General features: G+C 74.4%; 19 protein-coding genes. 7 read left to right on the top strand and 12 right to left on the bottom strand.

Annotation, left to right across the window (positions count from 1 at the left end):
- The 8 genes from IF37_RS40970 to IF37_RS0128295 all read right to left on the bottom strand — a co-directional run.
- Positions 1-1554 (bottom strand): hypothetical protein (locus IF37_RS40970; RefSeq protein ID WP_052845409.1); only part of this gene is annotated, 1554 nt, incomplete at its 3' end.
- Between the two features lie 197 nt (positions 1555-1751).
- Complete coding sequence (locus tag IF37_RS0128325) at positions 1752-2966, bottom strand: acyl-CoA dehydrogenase family protein (RefSeq protein ID WP_030748506.1); 1215 nt, start codon at positions 2964-2966, stop codon at positions 1752-1754.
- 6 nt (positions 2967-2972) lie between these two features.
- Positions 2973-3995: a phosphotransferase family protein gene (locus tag IF37_RS0128320; protein ID WP_030748503.1), complete on the bottom strand. Its 1023-nt coding sequence runs from the start codon at positions 3993-3995 to the stop codon at positions 2973-2975.
- A gap of 167 nt (positions 3996-4162) precedes the next feature.
- The gene (locus IF37_RS0128315; protein ID WP_030748500.1) at positions 4163-4462 is read right to left on the bottom strand and encodes a hypothetical protein; all 300 of its coding nucleotides are present in this window, start codon (positions 4460-4462) and stop codon (positions 4163-4165) included.
- A 130-nt stretch (positions 4463-4592) separates the two neighbouring features.
- Positions 4593-4919, bottom strand: a complete 327-nt coding sequence (locus IF37_RS0128310; protein WP_030748497.1) for a DUF202 domain-containing protein — start codon at positions 4917-4919, stop codon at positions 4593-4595.
- The gene (locus IF37_RS0128305) at positions 4916-5308 is read right to left on the bottom strand and encodes a YidH family protein (RefSeq protein ID WP_030748495.1); all 393 of its coding nucleotides are present in this window, start codon (positions 5306-5308) and stop codon (positions 4916-4918) included. The genes IF37_RS0128310 and IF37_RS0128305 overlap by 4 nt, the downstream gene beginning before the upstream one ends.
- A gap of 21 nt (positions 5309-5329) precedes the next feature.
- Positions 5330-5845 carry an NUDIX domain-containing protein gene (locus IF37_RS0128300; protein WP_030748491.1) on the bottom strand — a complete coding sequence of 172 codons (516 nt, stop codon included), beginning with the start codon at positions 5843-5845 and terminating at the stop codon, positions 5330-5332.
- A gap of 117 nt (positions 5846-5962) precedes the next feature.
- Entirely contained in the window at positions 5963-6859 is an 897-nt protein-coding gene (locus IF37_RS0128295) for a DMT family transporter (RefSeq protein ID WP_052845410.1), read from the bottom strand.
- A 374-nt stretch (positions 6860-7233) separates the two neighbouring features.
- Between IF37_RS0128295 and IF37_RS0128290 the strand changes: the two genes are divergently transcribed.
- The 3 genes from IF37_RS0128290 to IF37_RS0128280 all read left to right on the top strand — a co-directional run bounded on the left by IF37_RS0128290 (position 7234) and on the right by IF37_RS0128280 (position 9659).
- Positions 7234-8220: a hypothetical protein gene (locus tag IF37_RS0128290; protein ID WP_030748486.1), complete on the top strand. Its 987-nt coding sequence runs from the start codon at positions 7234-7236 to the stop codon at positions 8218-8220.
- 100 nt (positions 8221-8320) lie between these two features.
- Positions 8321-9049, top strand: a complete 729-nt coding sequence (locus IF37_RS0128285; protein ID WP_030748483.1) for a molybdopterin-dependent oxidoreductase — start codon at positions 8321-8323, stop codon at positions 9047-9049.
- Positions 9033-9659 (top strand): cytochrome b/b6 domain-containing protein, encoded by a 627-nt coding sequence (locus IF37_RS0128280; RefSeq protein WP_030748481.1) that lies wholly within the window; start codon positions 9033-9035, stop codon positions 9657-9659. The genes IF37_RS0128285 and IF37_RS0128280 overlap by 17 nt, the downstream gene beginning before the upstream one ends.
- A 155-nt stretch (positions 9660-9814) precedes the next feature.
- Here IF37_RS0128280 and IF37_RS0128275 read toward each other — a convergent pair whose 3' ends face one another.
- Positions 9815-11212, bottom strand: a complete 1398-nt coding sequence (locus IF37_RS0128275) for a GntP family permease (RefSeq protein ID WP_030748479.1) — start codon at positions 11210-11212, stop codon at positions 9815-9817.
- 37 nt (positions 11213-11249) lie between these two features.
- Complete coding sequence (locus IF37_RS0128270; protein ID WP_030748476.1) at positions 11250-11777, bottom strand: gluconokinase; 528 nt, start codon at positions 11775-11777, stop codon at positions 11250-11252.
- Between the two features lie 140 nt (positions 11778-11917).
- On the opposite strand from IF37_RS0128270, the gene IF37_RS0128265 reads away from it, so the two are divergent.
- Positions 11918-12619, top strand: a complete 702-nt coding sequence (locus tag IF37_RS0128265) for a FadR/GntR family transcriptional regulator (RefSeq protein WP_030748473.1) — start codon at positions 11918-11920, stop codon at positions 12617-12619.
- A gap of 91 nt (positions 12620-12710) precedes the next feature.
- On the opposite strand, the gene IF37_RS0128260 is transcribed toward IF37_RS0128265, so the two are convergent.
- Positions 12711-13088 carry a YchJ family protein gene (locus tag IF37_RS0128260; protein WP_030748470.1) on the bottom strand — a complete coding sequence of 126 codons (378 nt, stop codon included), beginning with the start codon at positions 13086-13088 and terminating at the stop codon, positions 12711-12713.
- A gap of 113 nt (positions 13089-13201) precedes the next feature.
- Between IF37_RS0128260 and IF37_RS0128255 the strand changes: the two genes are divergently transcribed.
- From IF37_RS0128255 to IF37_RS0128245, 3 genes are read left to right on the top strand one after another with little or no spacing between them, the layout of a single operon-like run.
- Positions 13202-13513 carry a dsRBD fold-containing protein gene (locus IF37_RS0128255; RefSeq protein ID WP_030748467.1) on the top strand — a complete coding sequence of 104 codons (312 nt, stop codon included), beginning with the start codon at positions 13202-13204 and terminating at the stop codon, positions 13511-13513.
- A 10-nt stretch (positions 13514-13523) separates the two neighbouring features.
- Positions 13524-14828 (top strand): phosphoribosyltransferase family protein, encoded by a 1305-nt coding sequence (locus IF37_RS0128250; RefSeq protein ID WP_030748464.1) that lies wholly within the window; start codon positions 13524-13526, stop codon positions 14826-14828.
- A gap of 9 nt (positions 14829-14837) precedes the next feature.
- On the top strand, positions 14838-15953 hold the full coding sequence (locus tag IF37_RS0128245) for a CapA family protein (RefSeq protein ID WP_030748461.1): 1116 nt from the start codon (positions 14838-14840) through the stop codon (positions 15951-15953).
- Positions 15954-15962: 9 nt separating this feature from the next.
- Here the strand turns inward: IF37_RS0128245 and polX are convergent, their stop codons facing one another.
- Positions 15963-17690, bottom strand: a complete 1728-nt coding sequence (gene polX / locus IF37_RS0128240; RefSeq protein WP_030748457.1) for a DNA polymerase/3'-5' exonuclease PolX — start codon at positions 17688-17690, stop codon at positions 15963-15965.
- Positions 17691-17829 lie beyond the last annotated feature (139 nt).

Raw genomic sequence — 17829 nt, 5'->3', positions numbered from 1 at the left:
GACCGGCGCGCCGGCCCCGCCCCCGACCGGTGCGGCGGCCCCGCTCGCGGCCGGTGCGGCGGAGGGTCCCGGTCCGGGTGTGCCGGTCCAGCCCCGGGCGGGGGCGGTTGATGTGTCCGACCCCGGTGCGCCGGTCCGGCCCTTGGCCGGTGCGCTGGACGGCCCTGGCCCGGGTGTGCCGGTCGGGCTCCTGGTCGGTGTGCTGGATGTTCCCGAGTGCACTGCGTCGGCCTCAGTCCCGGCCGGTGTGCCGGTCCCGCTCTCGGCCGGTGCGGCGGAGGGTTCCGGTCCGGGTGTGGTGCGGTCTCTGGTCGGTGTGCTGGATGTTCCCGAGCCCAGTGAGCCGGCCTTACCTCCGGCCGGTGTGCCGGTCCCGCTCTCGGCCGGTGCGGCGGAGGGTTCCGGTCCCGGTGCGCCGGTCCGGCTCCTGGCCGGTGTGCTGGACGGCGCCGGTCCGGGTGTGCCGGTGCGGCTCCTGGCCGGTGTGCTGGATGGCCCCGGACCGGGTGTGGTGGTCCCGCTCCCGGCCGGACCGCCGGACGGCCCCGGCGTCGGGGTGCCCGTCGCGACGCCCACCGCCAGCACGGCGCACGGCTCCCGTGCCGGCAGCGCGGCCCGTTCGGCCAGCACCTCGGCGGAACCGCGCCCCTCCAGCAGGGCGCGCGCCGCGTCCTCGACCAGTCGGCTGTCCGCGCCGCGCGTGCGGTGGTTCAGCAGATGCGCGGCGGCGGCCCGGGACGCGGCGCGCAGGGCCTCCGCCGCGTTCGGGGACAGCGGCCGTCCGGCGACCGCGGCCACCCAGACGGACCCCAGCACCTCGCCGCCCGCCCGGACGGCGCACACCAGACGCTCGGGACTCTCCCCCTGCGCGCGCCGGTGCAGCACGTCGTCCGTCGTCCACAGCGCCCGGAAGAACCCGGCGTCCCGCATGGCGGCCACCCGCCACGGGGGAACGCGCCGGCCGAGGATGGTCAGCCGGCGCATCTCGTCCACGTTCTCCTCGGTCGAGGAGTACGCCAGCACGCGCGAAGCGGTGTCCTCGATGGTCACCGAGCCGCCGACCAGGGCGGCCACCGCGTCGGCCAGCCCGTCGAGGTCGCCCAGGACCAGGCCCCGGGCCGACGGCGGCGGCACCACGCCCGCCGCGGCGAGCCCGGCCCGCAACACCGCCACCAGTTCCTCCCACCGGTACCAGGTACGGAACAGCACCGCCGTACCGGCCTCGTGGGCGGCGGCCCGCAGGGCGCCACCGGTCCCCTCGGGGCGGTCCGGGCCGAAGACCACACCGGCGGCCCGCGCGGCGCCCGCCCGGCGTACCACGTCCACCGCCTGGGCCGACCCGGCGGCGACACCGACCGCGAGCACCAGCTCGCGCGGCCGGACCTCCGGGGCCAGCACGTCGAGCACGGTGACACCGCCGACGACCACCGCCAGGCCGCCGGGCGCGGTGTCCAGCTCCAGGGCCCCCGAGCCCACCACCGACAGCAGCCGCTCCAGGGTCACGCCGGACCCGGCCGCCGTGTCCCACTCCGCGTGGTCCAGCCCCTCGGTCACGCTTCCCCCCGCCCCGCCACCGGCCGTGCCCCGGTCGCTCCCTGAAGAGGTACGACAGAAGAGGTACACCACCACACACCGGGCGCGCACTCAACGGGGCGCGAAGACATACGGAAACCAGCGCGCGCCGACGGCACGGGGGACGGCGGCGACCGGTGCGGCGGCCCGCGGCGCGCGCCCCCGCACCGGCGCCGCGGTCACCGGTACCGCTTCAGCTCCCGGCGTGCCAGCGACCGCTGGTGCACCTCGTCGGGACCGTCGGCCAGCATCAGCGTGCGGGCGCTCGCGTACAGCTCGGCCAGCGGGAAGTCCTGGCTCACGCCGCCCGCGCCGTGCAGCTGGATCGCGCGGTCCAGGATGCCGACCACCGCGCGCGGGGTGGCGATCTTGATGGCCTGGATCTCGGTGTGCGCGCCCTTGTTGCCGACGGTGTCCATCAGCCACGCGGTCTTCAGCACCAGCAGCCGCAGCTGCTCCACGGTGACCCGGGCGTCGGCGATCCAGTTCTGGACCACACCCTGCTGGGCCAGGGCCTTGCCGAAGGCGGTACGGGACACGGCCCGCCGGCACATCAGCTCGATCGCCCGCTCGGCCATGCCGATCAGCCGCATGCAGTGGTGGATGCGGCCGGGACCGAGCCGGGCCTGGGCGATGGCGAAGCCGCCGCCCTCCTCGCCGACGAGGTTCGCCACCGGCACGCGCGCGTGGTCGAAGACCACCTCGGCGTGGCCGCCGTGCGAGTGGTCCTCGTAGCCGAAGACCTGCATCGCCCGCTTCACGGTGACGCCCGGGGTGTCGCGTGGGACCAGGACCATGGACTGCTGGCGGCGGATGTCGGCGCCGTCCGGGTCCGTCTTGCCCATCACGATGAAGATCGCGCAGTCCGGGTTCATCGCGCCGGAGATATACCACTTGCGACCGGTCACGACGTACTCGTCGCCGTCCCGCTCGATGTGCGTGGTGATGTTGGTGGCGTCCGAGGAAGCCACCTCCGGCTCGGTCATCGCGAACGCCGAACGGATCTCACCGGCCAGCAGCGGCTCCAGCCACCGCTTCTTCTGCTCCTCGGTGCCGAACTGCGCCAGCACCTCCATGTTCCCGGTGTCGGGCGCCGCGCAGTTGGTGGCGGTGGGCGCCAGGTGCGGGGAGCGGCCGGTGATCTCGGCGAGCGGCGCGTACTGGAGGTTGGTGAGCCCGGCGCCGTACCCGGCGTCCGGGAGGAAGAGGTTCCACAGGCCCTGCCTGCGCGCCTCGGCCTTCAGCTCCTCGACCACGGCCGGGGTGTCCCACGGCGAGGCGAGCGCGGCCCGCTGCTCCTCGGCGACCGTCTCGGCCGGGTACACGTGCTCGTCCATGAAGGCGAGGAGCCTGGCGCGCAGCTCCTCGGTGCGCGCGTCGAACGCGAAGTCCATGTCCGGTCAGCCTTCCTGGAGAGTGGTCAGTCCGTGGTCGATGAAGACGGGCACGAGGTCGCCGATCCGGTCGAACCCCCGGCCGACGGTCTGGCCGAGGGTGTACCGGTAGTGGATGCCCTCCAGGATCACGGCGAGCTTGAACCAGGCGAACGCCGTGTACCAGGAGACGGCCGAGACGTCCCGGCCCGAGCGCCGCGCGTACCGCTCGACCAGCTCCCGCGGGTCGGGGTGGCCCGGGGCCTCGGCGGTGGTGGAGACGGGCGAGTCGGACATGCCCAGCGGCCGGCTGTACATCACCAGCAGGCCGAGGTCGGTCAGCGGGTCGCCGAGCGTGGACATCTCCCAGTCGAGGATCGCCGTGATCCGGTCGTCGTCCCCGATCAGTACGTTGTCCAGACGGTAGTCACCGTGCACGACGGTGGGGGCGGGGGAGACGGGCAGGGCACGGCCGAGCGCCGCGTGCAGCTCGTCGATGCCCGCCAGGTCGCGGTTGCGGGAGGCGTCCAGCTGCTTGCCCCAGCGGCGCAGTTGCCGGTCCAGGAAGCCCTCCGGGCGCCCGAAGTCGCCGAGGCCCACCTCGGCGGGGTCCACGGAGTGCAGCTCGACCAGTGTGTCCACCAGGGCCAGCACCGCGTTCCGGGTGCGCTCCGCGCCGAGCGGGACGAGCTGCCGGGCGGTGCGGTACGGGGTGCCCTCGACGAACTCCATCACGTAGAACGGGGCGCCGAGGACCTCCTCGTCCTCGCACAGCAGCACCGGGCGCGGCACCGGCACCCGGGTGGGGTGCAGGGCGCTGATCACCCGGTGTTCGCGCTTCATGTCGTGCGCGGTGGCCAGCACATGGCCGAGCGGGGGGCGGCGTACGACCCACTGGGACGTGCCGTCGGAGAGCGCGTAGGTGAGGTTCGACCGTCCGCCTTCGATCAGCCGCCCGCTCAGGGGGCCGCTCACCAGTCCGGGCCGTTCGCGGTCGAGCAGGGCGCGCAGCCGGTCCAGGTCGAGTCCGGGCGGGTGGTCGGCGCTCATACATCACTCCTAGGGACGGACAACACGACCCGACTCATGATGCCGACCGGTCGGTATGCCGTCCAGTGCGCGAAGGGAAGATCGCGCCGAACGTGACAGGGGCCACGATAGGCCGACGGCCCCCCGGTGCGCGGTCCGGGGAGCCGTCGGTGACGCCCGCGGGCGGGTCAGTGGTCGTCCCAGTGGTCCCCGTGCTCGGCGTGCCGGTGTCCGCCGTGCAGGTAGTCGACGTGGTCCCCGTGCGGCACCTGCGCGTGCCCGCACTCGTCGTGGTGCACGTGCTCGTGGTCCGCGTGCACCGAGTGGCCGGCCGGTTCGCACTCGTCCCAGTGGCCCGCGTGCTCGCGGTGCAGATGTCCGCCGTGGGCGTAGTCCACGTGGTCGCCGTGCGGTACGGCGCTGTGCCCGCAGTCCGGTCCGTGCCGGTGCGTTTCGTGTTCGGCGTGTTCCTGGTGGGGGGTGGTCATGGCGCTCACCTCCGGGGGTGACGGATCGTGGCGCCGGACAGGCCGCCACGCGAAAGCCGCATGACCGGGCATACCGGTTGCGTGGTGTTCCGGGTACCCCCCTCGGATGACGAGTACGGCCGCGCACACGTCAGGCGACGAGCACGGCCGCGCACACGGCCAGGGCCACCGCGCACAGGACCGCCGCCGTAGCCTGCCGGGGGGCGAGCGTGGGCGGGCGGGGTGTGGTGGCCAGGGTGCGGATGCGGTGGTGGGCCACCCGCAGGAAGCCCAGCCACAGCGCACAGCACACCGCGCAGGCGACGACACCGGCCGCCGTCGGGCCCCCGTGCAGCGCCGTCCGCACGGCCAGCACCGCGGCCACCGTGGCCGAGAGCGTCGTACGCCGCCAGGCCAGCCGGGTGCGCTCGGGCTGGAGCCCCGGGTCCCGGTCCGCGGTCTGCCGCCCGGCCGTCACCCCGCCCACCCGGCCAGCACCACCACGACCATCGCGACGGCCACCACCGCCACGACCAGGCTCAGCAGCACCGGGAACCGGGACGCCGGCAGGTCCTCGCCGCGCCGCATCGCCCGCTCGCAGCGCACCCAGTGGTTCACCGCGCGCAGCGAGCACAGCACCCCGGCCGCCAGCAGCGCGAGCGCGAGTCCGACCCGCCACGCCCAGCGCAGGTGGGGCAGGAACTGGTCCACCGCGAATCCGCCGCCGATCAGCGCCAGCGCGGTGCGCAGCCAGGCGAGGAAGGTGCGCTCGTTGGCCAGCGAGAAGCGGTAGTCGGGCGTCCCGCCCTCGTCCCGCACCCGCTCCGGGGCGAACCACAGCCGGATGTTCCGTACGAATTCGCTCACGCGGGCGACCCTACCCGGCGGTCACCGGCCCGCCCGGAACGCCCGCAGCCGCTCGTACGCCGCCAGTCCGTCCGGCACCCACTCCCACGCGCCGAGCCGCCGCTCGACCTCCTCCTCGGGCAGGAAGGCGTGCCAGTCGACCTCCTCGGCCTGCGGCTCGACGGGCAGCTCGCAGCGCACCTCGTACACCGCCGACCACCAGCTGTTCCCGGCGCCGTCGTCGTACAGGAACTTGAAGAGGTACGCCGGCCGCGGCAGCCCGGTGACGCCCAGTTCCTCCTCGGCCTCGCGCAGCGCCGCCGCGTCGTAGGACTCGCCCGCGCCGACGACCCCGCCGACGAACATGTCGTACCGGGAGGGGAACACCAGCTTGGACGCCGTGCGCCGGTGCACGAAGAGCCGCCCGGCCGCGTCCCGGGCCTGGACGAAGACGCAGCGGTGCCGCAGCCCGCGGGCGTACGCCTCGCCGCGCGGGCGCCGGTCGACGACCCGGTCGTGCTCGTCGACGATGTCGAGGATCTCGTCAGCAGGGTTCATGCCCGTATCCAAGCAGGACCGTATGCGAGTCCATGCGGGACCGTATGCGAGCGCGCCCGAGCGCGGGCCCGTATCCGAGCAGGCCCGAGGGGGCCCGTATCCGCGCAGGGCGCCCGCTCAGCGCCGCTGGAGGTCCCGGGCGGGTCCCCGCTCCTCGCCCGTGCCGCACGGCATGGCCGGATGCAGTCCGAGCAGCACGATGCCCCCCACCACGGCCGCGAGCCCGGCCGCCTCCCAGGCCAGCGCCCCGGTGTCGGTGCGCAGCCGGTCGCCGAGGAAGCCCACCCCGCACAGGATGCCGGCGAGCGGCTCGGCCGCGGTCAGCGCGGGCAGCGACATCCGCAGCGGTGCCGTCTCGAACGCGCTCTGCACCAGCACCAGACCGGTGACCCCGCAGGCCACCACGCCGTACGGCTGCCAGCCGGTGAGCAGCTCGGTGAAGCCGCCGTCGGAGAACCGGGTGCCGCTCACCCGGGTCAGCGCGTCCTGGACGCCGTAGAGCAGCCCGGCCGCCAGGGCCAGCAGCACCGGGCCCCAGCTGAGCCGGGAGCGTCTGCCGCACGCCGTGAGGAGCAGGGCCGCGCCCACCACCGCGCCGATGATCAGCCAGTGCCGCAGCGGATCGGTGACGGCCGTGCCGCCGCGCGGCTCGCCCGCCATGATGAACGCGCTGACCCCGCCCGCGAGCAGCAGCAGGCCGGCCCAGCCCTGGCGGCCCAGGGGCTGTCTGGTCTGGTGCCGGGAGAGCGCGAGGGCGAACAGCAGATTGGTCGCGAGCAGCGGCTCGACCAGCGAGATCTCGCCCTTGCCGAGGGCGACCGCGCCCAGCACCATACCGGCGATCATCAGCCCCAGGCCGCCCAGCCAGCGCGGCACCCGCGCCAGGTCCAGCAGCAGCCGGAAGGAGAGGAAGTCGCTCAGCGGCGCCCGCTGTGCCGCGTTCTGCTGGAGCACGAAGCCGAAACCGAGGCAGCAGGCCGCGCTCACGGCGAGGAGGAGAACCAGAACGGACACGCTGTGTACCTCGATCATCCGGCCGGACCACGGGCGCGTAGTGGCCGACTGTAGCGCCACCGGGACACCAATGCCCCGGAAGTACCCGGAACCGGGCGGCTGACTCGCCATGCTGCTGCGCCCGGACGCGGACCGCCATGGCGTACGCCACAGGAAGCCGGGGTGCTCGGCTCGTGAAGGCATGGCATATGCCACAGCGAAGGTCCCGGGTTCCGCCCGCCCGGCCCGTCCCACCTGCGTCGGGAACCACAAGGTCCGTGTGCCGCAAGGTAGTTGAAGTCGATACCAGTGTTATGCCGCTTGACGTGATCCTTGGCTGGGGGTTTGCTGTGCGTCTTCGGCCGATGACAGCCCGAGAAACAGGAAGCTCCGCGGTGCCCCCTTCCCCGCCTCTGCTCGGCGCTCGCCGGGCCGCGCCGGACCTCGCCGGCGAGACCGCCCACCACGACCCGGGCGCCCTCGGGACGGCCTTCGACGCCGCCCTCGACGACGTCGAACTGGGTGCCGTCCGGGCGGCCCTCGCCCAGGGCCGGTGGCAGCCGGCCCGTTCCCTGCTGGCACACACCGGCGACGACTGGGACCGCCGCGGCCACCGCCTCACCGTGCTCGCCCGCGCCCCCCGCGCCGCCGCCCGGGCGGACGACTGGCTGGCCGCCGAACCCGGATCCGCGGACGCCGCCGCGCTGTACGCCCTGGCCCGGGTCCAGCGGGCCTTACGCGGCACGGAGGAACCCGGCCGGGCCCGCGCGGCCTGCGCCAGGGCCGCCGCCCTCGCCCCGGCCGACCCCACCCCCTGGCTCGGCCTGCTCCTGCTCGCCCGCGCCCGCGGCTCCGAGAGCGACCTGCTCACGGCGTTCACCGAGCTGTGCCGCCGCCACCCCGAGCACCACCACGCCCACCACCTGCTGATCGCCTGCCTCGCCGAACGGCCCGGGGGCGGCCGGACCGACAGTCACGAGGCGTACGACGTCGCCGAACTCGCCGCCGCCGAGGCCCCCGCGGACTCCCCGCTGGCCGTCCTGCCGGTCGTCGCCTACGCCGAGCGGTACCGGGTCCTGGCCGCCACCGGTCTGGCCCCCGCCGACCCCGCCGCCTCCGGACACTGGTCCGGCCCCCGGGCGCGGCGCCTGCTGCGCGCCTCCTTCGACTGGTGGCTGGAGTGGGAGCACGACGAGCACCCGCGCCGCCTCGTCGACCTCAACCACCTCGCCTTCGCGCTGTCCTGCGCCGGTCGTCCGGCCGAGGCGGCGGCCCTGTTCCAGCGCATCGGCGACCAGGCCACCCCGGCCCCCTGGGCGTACGCGCACCGCGACCCGCTGGCGGCCTTCCACACGGCGCGGACCCGCGCGCTCGGGCGCTGAACGCCGGGACTCCCGGAGCCGTACCCGAGGAGGGACGGCGGAACTTCGGCCGTCGCCCCGCCCCCTGGCTTCGCGCGGCCCCGAGTGCTCGAATGAACACGTGAATCCTGAACCATCCGAGGAGCAGGACGGCCGGCCCATCGGCCGCCGGGTCTTCCTCGGCACCCTCGCGCTGGGCGCCCTCGGCGTGGCCGCGGCGCCCACGCTCCAACGCGGCCTCGAAGGCTTCCTCGGCGGCGTCGCCGACCGGGACCCCACCGGCCTGACCGGTCTGCTGCCCAACGGCGGCGGCTTCCGCTACTACTCCGTCGCCTCCTCCGTCCCGCACCGCACCGCCGCCGACTACCGCCTCACCATCGACGGCCTGGTCGACCACCCGCGCGGCTACACCCTCGCCGACCTGCGCGCCCTGCCGCAGACCCGGCTGGTCAGGGACGTCCAGTGCGTCACCGGCTGGCGGGTCCCGGGCACGCCCTTCGAGGGCGTACGGCTGTCCGCGCTGCTCGACGCGGCGGGCGTCCACCGCTCCGCCAGGGCCCTCCGCTTCACCTGCTTCGACGGCACCTACACCGAGAGCCTCACCCTCGACCAGGCCCGCCGCCCGGACGTCCTGGTCGCCCTGCGCATGCGGGACGAGGACATCGGCCATGACCACGGCGGCCCGGTCCGCCTCTACGTCGCCCCGATGTACTTCTACAAGTCGGCCAAGTGGCTCTCCGGCATCACGGTCACCGACCGCGTGCGGCCCGGCTACTGGGAGAACCTCGGCTACGACGTCGACGCCTGGGTCGGCCGCTCGAACGGACGGACCGATGAGCCCACGGACTGAGACCCCGGCACCGCCGGGTGCCCGCGTCCACCGCTTCACCCGGGCCGAGCGGTGGGTGCACCGCGGCACGGCGGCGCTGATGGGCGTCTGCGTGGTGACGGCCGCCGTCCTCTACATCCCGCAGCTGGCGGTGGCGGTCGGCCGCCGGGAACTGGTCGTGCGCGTCCACGAGTGCGCGGGCCTCGCGCTGCCGGTGCCGGTCCTGCTCGGCCTCGCCTCCCGGGCCTTCCGCGCCGACCTGCGGTTCCTCGACCGCTTCGGCCCGCACGACCGGGTCTGGCTGCGCGCCGCCCTGCGCCGCGACAGACGGCACGCCTCCCGGCCGGCCGGCAAGTTCAACGCCGGTCAGAAGGTCTACGCCGCGTGGATCGCCGGTGCCACCCTGGTCATGCTCGGCACGGGCCTGATGATGTGGTTCACCCACCTCACCCCGCTGATGTGGCGCACGTCGGCGACCTTCGTGCACGACTGGCTGGCCCTGACGGTCGGCGTGGTCCTGGCCGGCCACATCGGCATGGCGCTGGGGGACCCGGAGGCGAGGCGCGGCCTGCGCACCGGCACGGTGAGCGGGGAGTGGGCGGCACGTGAGCATCCGCTGTGGCGGCCGTGAACCGAGGAGGCGGGCCGGCGCCTCCACCGACCGCGTCCGTACCGCCCGGTTCTCCGGCGGCACCTCGCACGACCGCCCCCCGGCCGGTGGCCGGGGGGCGGGGCGGATGGGGAGCGGGGGCCCGGGAGTCCTCGGCCGGTGCCCGGTGTCCGACGCTAGATCAACAGGGACAGCAGCAGCACCAGGCCGCCCGCGACCACCGAGATGATGGTCTCCATCACGGACCAGGTCTTGACGGTCTGCCCGACGGTCAGCCCGAAGTACTCCTTCACCAGCCAGAAACCCGCGTCGTTGACATGGCTGAAGAAGAGCGAGCCCGCGCCGACGGCGAGGACGAGCAGGGCCGCGTGGGTGGTCGACATGTCGGCCGCGAGCGGCGCCACCAGGCCGGCCGCCGAGACCGTCGCCACCGTCGCCGAGCCGGTCGCCAGCCGGATCGCGACCGCGATCAGCCAGCCCAGCAGCACCGCCGGGATCGACCAGTCCTTGGAGACGTCCAGGATCATCTGGCCGACCCCGGAGTCGATCAGCGTCTGCTTGAAGCCGCCGCCCGCGCCCACGATCAGCAGGATGCCGGCGATCGGCATCAGACCCTTGTCGACGGTCCGCTGGAGCCGGTCCTTGGTGAACCCGGCGGGCCGGCCCAGCGTGAAGAAGCCGACGAGCACGGCCGCCAGCAGGGCGATCAGCGGGGAGCCGACGACGTCGAAGACGCGCTGGGTGTGGTCGGCGGGGTCGTCGATGACGATGTCCACCAGCGCCTTGGCCAGCATCAGCACCACCGGCAGCAGCACCGTGGCGAGCGTCGCGCCGAAGCCCGGCCGGCGCTCCAGCTCGTCCGAGGCGCGCTGCGGCAGCATCCGGTCGGGCGCCGGCACGTCCACCCAGCGGGCCGCGACCTTGGAGAACAGCGGACCGGCGATGATCACCGTGGGTATGGCGACCAGGATGCCGAGCGCCAGGGTCACGCCCAGGTTGGCCTTGACCGCGTCGATCGCGACCAGCGGACCGGGGTGCGGCGGGATCAGACCGTGCATCACGGACAGACCGGCCAGCGCCGGGATGCCGATGCGCATCAGGGAGTAGTTGCCGCGCTTGGCGACCATCAGCACGACCGGGATCAGCAGCACGATCCCGACCTCGAAGAAGAGCGGCAGGCCGATCACGGAGGCGATCAGCACCATCGCCCAGGGCATGGCACGCCCCCCGGCCTTGGCCAGGATCGTGTCCACGATCTGGTCGGCGCCGCCGGAGTCGGCGAGGAGCTTGCCCAGGATCGCCCCGAGCGCGATCAGGACGCCCACGCCGGCCACGGTGGAGCCGAGTCCGGTGGTGAAGCTGGTGATGGCCTTGTCGAGCGGCGCTCCCGCCACCGCACCGAGCACCAGTGACCCGATGGTCAGGGCCAGGAAGGCGTGGAGCTTGAACTTGGTGATGAGCACGACGATGACGGCGATGCCCACCAGGACGGCGATGCCCAGCTGGGCGTGCCCGGCGGAGGTGATCGGCGGAGGGGCGTCCGCTGCCAGCACCTCGACGCTGAGTCTGGTCACGGGGTTTCCTTGCGGTTACAGGGGGGTCTGACGGGTGCTACTTGGAGCTGCCCGCGGTGTCGGGAAGCGCCGCGAGGGCCTGCACGGCACGCTCGGTGATCTCCTGCGGGCCGCCGCTGACGTCCACGGCGACTCCCGCCTCGTCCGGCTGGAGCGGCTGGAGGGTGGCGAACTGGGAGTCCAGCAGCGCGGTCGGCATGAAATGCCCCTGCCGCTGCGTCATCCGCTCCTCGATCAGCCGCCGGTCACCCGTGAGGTGCAGGAACACGATCCCGGGGGCAGAGGCCCGGAGGCGGTCGCGGTACGACCGCTTCAGCGCCGAGCTGCTGACCACCCCGCCCAGTCCGGCCCGGCCGTGCGCCCAGTCACCGATGGCGTCGAGCCACGGCCACCGGTCGGCGTCGTCGAGCGGGATGCCGGCCGACATCTTGTCGATGTTGGCCTGCGGGTGGAAGTCGTCGCCCTCGGCGTACGGGACGCCCAGCCGCGCGGCGAGCAGGGGACCGATCGTGGTCTTGCCCGTCCCCGCGACGCCCATCACAACGACGACCTGGGGGGTTCGCATGACTGCCTCGCTGTCTTCCTCGACATCCGACGCCACTGCGGCGTCGCCACACTGAAACGCATTAGGTACGACGAATTCAAGAGTGTGTGACATATAAGTCTGACTTTTTAAGGCTGTGACCTACGCCGTACGCTGAGTGCATGAGCACACGGGGCCGGGGGCTGCACGGCCATGTACTGGACTCCCTCGGTCCCGCGATCACGGCGGGCGAGTACCCGCCCGGCAGCGTCCTGCGCACCGACGAACTCGCCCAGCACTACGAGGTGTCACGCTCCGTGATGCGCGAGGCGGTCCGGGTCCTGGAGTCCATGCACCTGGTCGAGTCCCGCCGCCGGGTGGGTGTCACGGTCCGCCCCAAGGCCGAGTGGAACGTCTACGACCCGCAGGTCATCCGCTGGCGCCTGGCGGGCGCCGACCGCCCGCACCAGCTGCGCTCGCTCACCGTGCTGCGCTCCGCGGTCGAACCCGTCGCGGCGGGCCTGGCCGCCCAGCGCGCCACGGCCGCGCAGTGCGCCGAACTCACCGAGTGCGCGCTCGGCATGGTGGCCAACTCCCGCGGCCACCGGCTGGAGCAGTACCTCGTCCACGACGTCGCCTTCCACCGCGTCGTCCTCACCGCCTCGGGCAACGAGATGTTCGCCCGCCTCGGCGACGTCGTCGCGGAGGTCCTGACCGGCCGCACCCAGCACGAGGTCATGTTCGAGGAACCCGACCCGGCGGCCGTCACCCTGCACGTGCGGGTGGCCGAGGCGGTCCGCGCCCGCGACGCGGCCCGCGCCGAGGAACTGACCCGGCAGATCACCGTGGGAGCCCTCCAGGAACTGGACATCCTGGCGCCCTGAGGACCGGGTGGGGGATGTCCCGGCCAGTCCCCCGGGAAGTCCCCGGCCAGTCCCCCGGGAAGTCCCCGGCCAGTCCTCCGGGAAGTCCCGTCTAGTCCTCCGGGAAGTCCCCGTCCACGTACACCCATGCCCCGTCCACCCGCTCGAACCGGCTCCGCTCGTGCAGCGAACCGCCCCGGTACGAGGCCCGGAACGTCACCGTCCCCGTGGCATGGAAGGCGGACCCGTCGGTGGTGCCGAGGATCTCCAGCCCCGTCCACCGCATCCGCGGGTCGAGCTCCAGCCGCCCGGGCCGGGTCCGCGGATGCCAGGTGCGCAGCAGATAGCCGGCGTCCCCCCGCACGAACGCGCTGTACCGCGAGCGCATCAGCAGCTCGGCGGTCGGCGCGGTCGCCGGACCCGTGTGGAAGCGGCCGCAGCAGGCGTCGTAGGGCCGGGGGAGTCCGCAGGGACAGTCGCGCGAGGTCATGGCCGACATTCTGCCCGCAACCGGGGAGGCGTCCGCCCGCGGCGGGGTGCACAGTGGAAGGGGCCGGACCGGTGCACCGGGTCCGGCCGCGGCAGAGGGAGGCGAGACGGACGATGACCCGACCCGTGAGCAGCCGTCCTCCGGCCGTCAAGGAGTGGCGGCTCAACGTGTACCTGTCCGAGCACGACCCGGACACCACGGCCCGGCTCGTCCTGGACACCGGTGACAACGTCCTGGAGAGCCGCGCGGAGGCCCGCCGCAGCCCCTACGACCGGGCGATGCCGGAGATAGGCGACGAACTCGCCGCCGGCCGCGCGCTGATCGCCATGGGCCGTCTGCTGCTGCGCGCCGCCGACGGTGACATGAAGGCGACCGGGGCGGCCGACACGGACGGCCCGGCGCCGCTCTGGCTCTCCCGGGAGTGAGGGGCCCGCCGTGCACTTCGGGAACCGGCTGGAAGCCGGGCGGCGGCTGGGCGCCCGCCTGGAGTACCTCAGGGGCCAGGACCTCGTCGTGCTGGGGCTGCCGCGCGGCGGGGTACCGGTCGCCGCGGAGGTCGCCGCGGCGCTCGACGCGCCCCTCGACGTCTGCCTGGTGCGGAAACTGGGCGTGCCCCGCCAGCCCGAGCTGGGGATGGGGGCGATCGGCGAGGACGGCGTACGCGTGATCAACGAGGAGGTGCTGCACGGCACCGGGGTCTCGGCGCGCGACCTCGCCCGGGTCGAGGAACACGAACGGCGGGTCCTCGCGGACCGGGGCGCGCGCTACCGGGGCGCGGCACCGCCGCTCTCCGTCGCCGGCCGCACCGCCGTGGTCGTGGACGACGGCGTGGCCACCGGTTCCACCGCCCGGGCCGCCTGCCGGATCGCCCGGGCCCGGGGTGCGGCCCGCATCGTGCTGGCGGTCCCCGTGGCCCCGCGTGAGTTCGCCCGGCGGCTGGGCGGCGAAGCCGACGAACTGGTGTGCCTGGACACCCCCTGGGACTTCGCCGCGGTGGGCCAGTTCTACACCGACTTCAGCCAGGTCGAGGACGAGGAGGTCACCGCCTGTCTGCGGCAGGCCGCCCGGCGCCACCGGCACACCGCGGGCACCGCCGCCGCCGACCGGGAGGTCACGGTGCCGGCCGGCGCCGTGCGACTGGGCGGACGGCTCACCCTGCCCGAGGGCGTCACCGGCGTTGTGGTCTTCGCCCACGGCAGCGGCAGCGGCCGGCACAGCCCGCGCAACCGGTACGTCGCCGCCGGACTGCACCGGGCCGGGCTCGGCACGCTGCTGTTCGACCTGCTCACCGACGAGGAGGAGGCCGACCGGGGCAACGTGTTCGACATCGGACTGCTCGCCGGCCGGCTGCTGGACGCCACCCGCTGGCTGCGCGAGGAGCCCGACGCCGAAGGGCTCGCCCTCGGCTACTTCGGCGCCAGCACCGGCGCCGCCGCAGCACTGTGGGCCGCCGCCGACCCCGCCGCACGGCCCGCCGCCGTCGTCTCCCGCGGCGGCCGGCCCGACCTGGCCGGACCCCGGCTGCCCGGGGTGACGGCCCCCACCCTGCTCATCGTCGGCGGCGCCGACACACAGGTGCTCGGCCTCAACCGGGACGCACAGGCACGACTGCGCTGCGAGAACCGGCTGGCGGTCGTCCCCGGCGCCACCCACCTCTTCGAGGAACCCGGCACGCTGGAGCGGGTGACCGCACTGGCCCGCGACTGGTTCACGGACCACATGGCGCCCGCGCACGTGTAGGCGGGGCCCATGCCCGCGAGGCCCGTCACCCTCTTCCTGGCCGGGGACGTCATGCTCGGCCGGGGCGTCGACCAGATCCTCCCGCACCCCGGCGACCCGGCCCTGCGGGAGAGCCATGTGCGCGACGCCCGGGACTACGTCGCCCTGGCCGAGGCCGCGAACGGACCGGTGCCCCGGCCCGCGGACCCCGCCTGGCCCTGGGGCGACGCACTGCCCGTCCTGGAGCGCGCCGCGCCGGACGCCAGGGTGGTCAACCTGGAGACCGCCGTCACCGGGGACGGCGCCTTCGCCGCCGGCAAGGGCGTCCACTACCGGATGCACCCGGCCAACCTGCCCTGCCTCACCGCCGCCCGCCCCGACGTCTGCGTCCTCGCCAACAACCACGTGCTCGACTTCGGCCCGGCGGGCCTGCGCGAAACCCTGGACAGCCTCGCCGCGGGCGGGCTGCGCACCGCGGGGGCGGGCCGGGACGCCGCCGCGGCATGGCGGCCCGCGACCGTACCGCTGCGCAGCGGCGGACGCCTCCTGGTCCTCGCCTTCGGGATGCCCTCCAGCGGCATCCCGACCGGCTGGGCCGCCACCGCCGACCGGCCGGGCGTCGCCCTCGTCACCGGTCCCACCCCCGCCGCCGCGGCCGATTTCACCGACCGCCTGCGCCGGGTACGGCGCCCCGGCGACCTCGTCGTCGCGTCCGTCCACTGGGGCCCCAACTGGGGCTACACCGTGCCCCGCGACGAGATCCGCTTCGCCCACGCGCTCGTCGACGCGGGCGCCGACGTCGTGCACGGCCACTCCTCGCACCATCCGCGCCCGCCGGAGGTCTACCGCGACCGGCTAGTCCTGTACGGCTGCGGCGACCTCGTCAACGACTACGAGGGCATCGGCGGCTACGAGCGCTACCGCGACGACCTGCGGCTGCTGTACCTGGTGTCGGCCGAGTCCGGCACCGGCCGGCTGACCGGTCTGCGGATGGTGCCGCTGCGGGCGCGACGGCTGCGCCTGGAGCACGCCGCCCCCGACGACGCCGCCTGGCTGCGCGCCGTCCTCGACGGACACGCCCGCCGCCACGGCACCCGGGTCGAACAGGCGGACGACGGCACCCTCGTGGTGCGCCCGCCGCGATGAGCAGGGAGGTCAGACCCGCCGGCCCTTGCGCAGGAACCCGCGCAGCCGGGCCAGCGGCCAGGTGTTGATCACATCGTCCCCGGTGAGCCAGCCGCGCTGCGCGGTGCCGACGCCGTACCGCAACTGCGCGAGGTGCGGTACGGCGTGCGCGTCGGAGTTCACGGCGAACCGCGCCCCGTGCTCCCGGGCCCGCAGGATGTCCGCGTCGCTCAGGTCGAGCCGGTCCGGCCGGGCGTTGACCTCCAGCGCGGTGCCGGTGCGCGCGCAGGCCGCGAACACCGCGTCCCAGTCCGCGTCGACGCCCGGCCGCCTGCCGATCAGCCGGGTGGTCGGATGGCCGATGATGTTGACGTACGGGTGCTCGCAGGCCCGCACCAGCCGGCGCGTCGTCGCCGTCCGGTCCAGGTCGAAGTGCGAGTGCAGCGAGGCCACGCACAGATCGAAGCCGGCCAGGAACTCCGCCGGCCAGTCCACCTCCCCGTCCGGTCCGATGTTCAGCTCGGTGCCGTGCAGCAGCCGCATGCGGCGGCGGGCGCCGTCCAGCTCCCGCAGCCGCTCCCGCTGGGCGAGGATCCTCCCGTCCGTCATGCGCCGCATGGACAGGCCGGGCGCGTGGTCGGTGACGGCGTAGTACGCGTAGCCGCGCTCCGCGGCCGCCGCCACCATCGTCTCCAGCGGGGCCAGGCCGTCCGTGAGATCGGTGTGCGTGTGCAGGTCGCCGCGGATGTCCCGCTCGGTCACCACCTCGGGCAGCTCGCCGCCCAGCGCCGCCTCGATCTCCCCGCGGTCCTCGCGCAGCGTCGGCGCGATCCACGGCAGGCCCAGCCGCGCGTACACCTCCTCCTCGGTGCGGGAGGCGACCGGCTCCCCGCCGCCGGCGTCGAACACCCCGTACTCGGACAGCTTCAGTCCCAGGTGCACGGCGATGGTCCGGGTGCGGATGTTGTGCGCCCTGGAGCCGGTGAAGTACTGCATCGCGGCACCCCACGACCGAGGCGGCACCACCCGCAGGTCGACCCGGAGCCCCTCGCCGGTGCGCACCGACGTCTTCTTCGCGCCCCGCGTGATCATCTCCGCGGTGACCGGCAGCGCGCACAGCGCCTCCATGAACGGCGCCGACCGCTCCGCCGCGACCAGCACGTCCAGGTCCCCGACGGTCTCCCGCATCCGGCGCAGCGAACCGGCGTAGGCACACCGCGCGCACCCCGGCACCGCGGACAGCGCGGCGACGATCTCCTCGGCGGTGTCCAGCGCGAGCCCCAGCGGCACCCGGCCGCCCGCCCGGCGGAGCAGCTCGATGCCGTGCCGGATGTTCTCCCGCGTCTTCTCCCCGAACCCCTTCAGACCGGCCAGCGCGTCGTCGTCCAGGGCCGCGGCCAGCTGGTCCACCGAGGAGATGTGCAGGTCCTCGTAGAGCCGCAGCGCCTTCTTCGGGCCCAGTGTCGGAATGGTGACCAGCTCGCGCACCCCGGCCGGGACCCTCGCCCGGCCCTCCTCGACCAGGGAGATCCGGCCCGTGCGCAGGTACTCGGTCACCTTCTCGGCGATCGACCGTCCCACGTGCGGGATCTCCCGCAGCCCCTCGGCGTCCAGCGTGGAGACGTCGGCCGGATACCCGCCGATCGCCCGGGCCGCCTTCTCGTAGGCGCGCGCCCTGAAGGTGTCGCCTCCGGTGATCGCGAGGAGATCGGCGTACTCCTGGAGCAGCGCCTCGACCTCGGCGTTGGACCGGGCCACCCCTCAAGTCTAGGAAGGACAGCGGGTCGGGGGAGGGCAGAGAGCCCAGGGAGGGCAGAGGGCCCGGGAAGGGCCGCCGGTTCCGGAAAGGGCTGCCGTTCGGGCAGGCTTCCGGGAGGCTGTGCCGGGGCACGCGAAA

It is taken from the genome of Streptomyces sp. NRRL S-31 (assembly GCF_000718775.1).
In the GTDB taxonomy this organism is placed as follows: Bacteria; Actinomycetota; Actinomycetes; order Streptomycetales; family Streptomycetaceae; genus Streptomyces.
This window is presented reverse-complemented; position numbering and strand designations above follow the sequence as displayed.

What these genes read in the sequence shown, in the direction of transcription:
- IF37_RS0128325 (WP_030748506.1), bottom strand. Translation starts at nt 2,966, where the DNA reads ATGGACTTCGCGTTCGACGCGCGCACCGAGGAGCTGCGCGCCAGGCTC.
- IF37_RS0128320 (WP_030748503.1), bottom strand. Translation starts at nt 3,995, where the DNA reads ATGAGCGCCGACCACCCGCCCGGACTCGACCTGGACCGGCTGCGCGCC.
- IF37_RS0128315 (WP_030748500.1), bottom strand. Translation starts at nt 4,462, where the DNA reads ATGACCACCCCCCACCAGGAACACGCCGAACACGAAACGCACCGGCAC.
- IF37_RS0128300 (WP_030748491.1), bottom strand. Translation starts at nt 5,845, where the DNA reads ATGAACCCTGCTGACGAGATCCTCGACATCGTCGACGAGCACGACCGG.
- IF37_RS0128280 (WP_030748481.1), top strand. Translation starts at nt 9,033, where the DNA reads ATGAGCCCACGGACTGAGACCCCGGCACCGCCGGGTGCCCGCGTCCAC.
- IF37_RS0128270 (WP_030748476.1), bottom strand. Translation starts at nt 11,777, where the DNA reads ATGCGAACCCCCCAGGTCGTCGTTGTGATGGGCGTCGCGGGGACGGGC.
- IF37_RS0128265 (WP_030748473.1), top strand. Translation starts at nt 11,918, where the DNA reads ATGAGCACACGGGGCCGGGGGCTGCACGGCCATGTACTGGACTCCCTC.
- IF37_RS0128260 (WP_030748470.1), bottom strand. Translation starts at nt 13,088, where the DNA reads ATGACCTCGCGCGACTGTCCCTGCGGACTCCCCCGGCCCTACGACGCC.
- IF37_RS0128255 (WP_030748467.1), top strand. Translation starts at nt 13,202, where the DNA reads ATGACCCGACCCGTGAGCAGCCGTCCTCCGGCCGTCAAGGAGTGGCGG.
- IF37_RS0128245 (WP_030748461.1), top strand. Translation starts at nt 14,838, where the DNA reads ATGCCCGCGAGGCCCGTCACCCTCTTCCTGGCCGGGGACGTCATGCTC.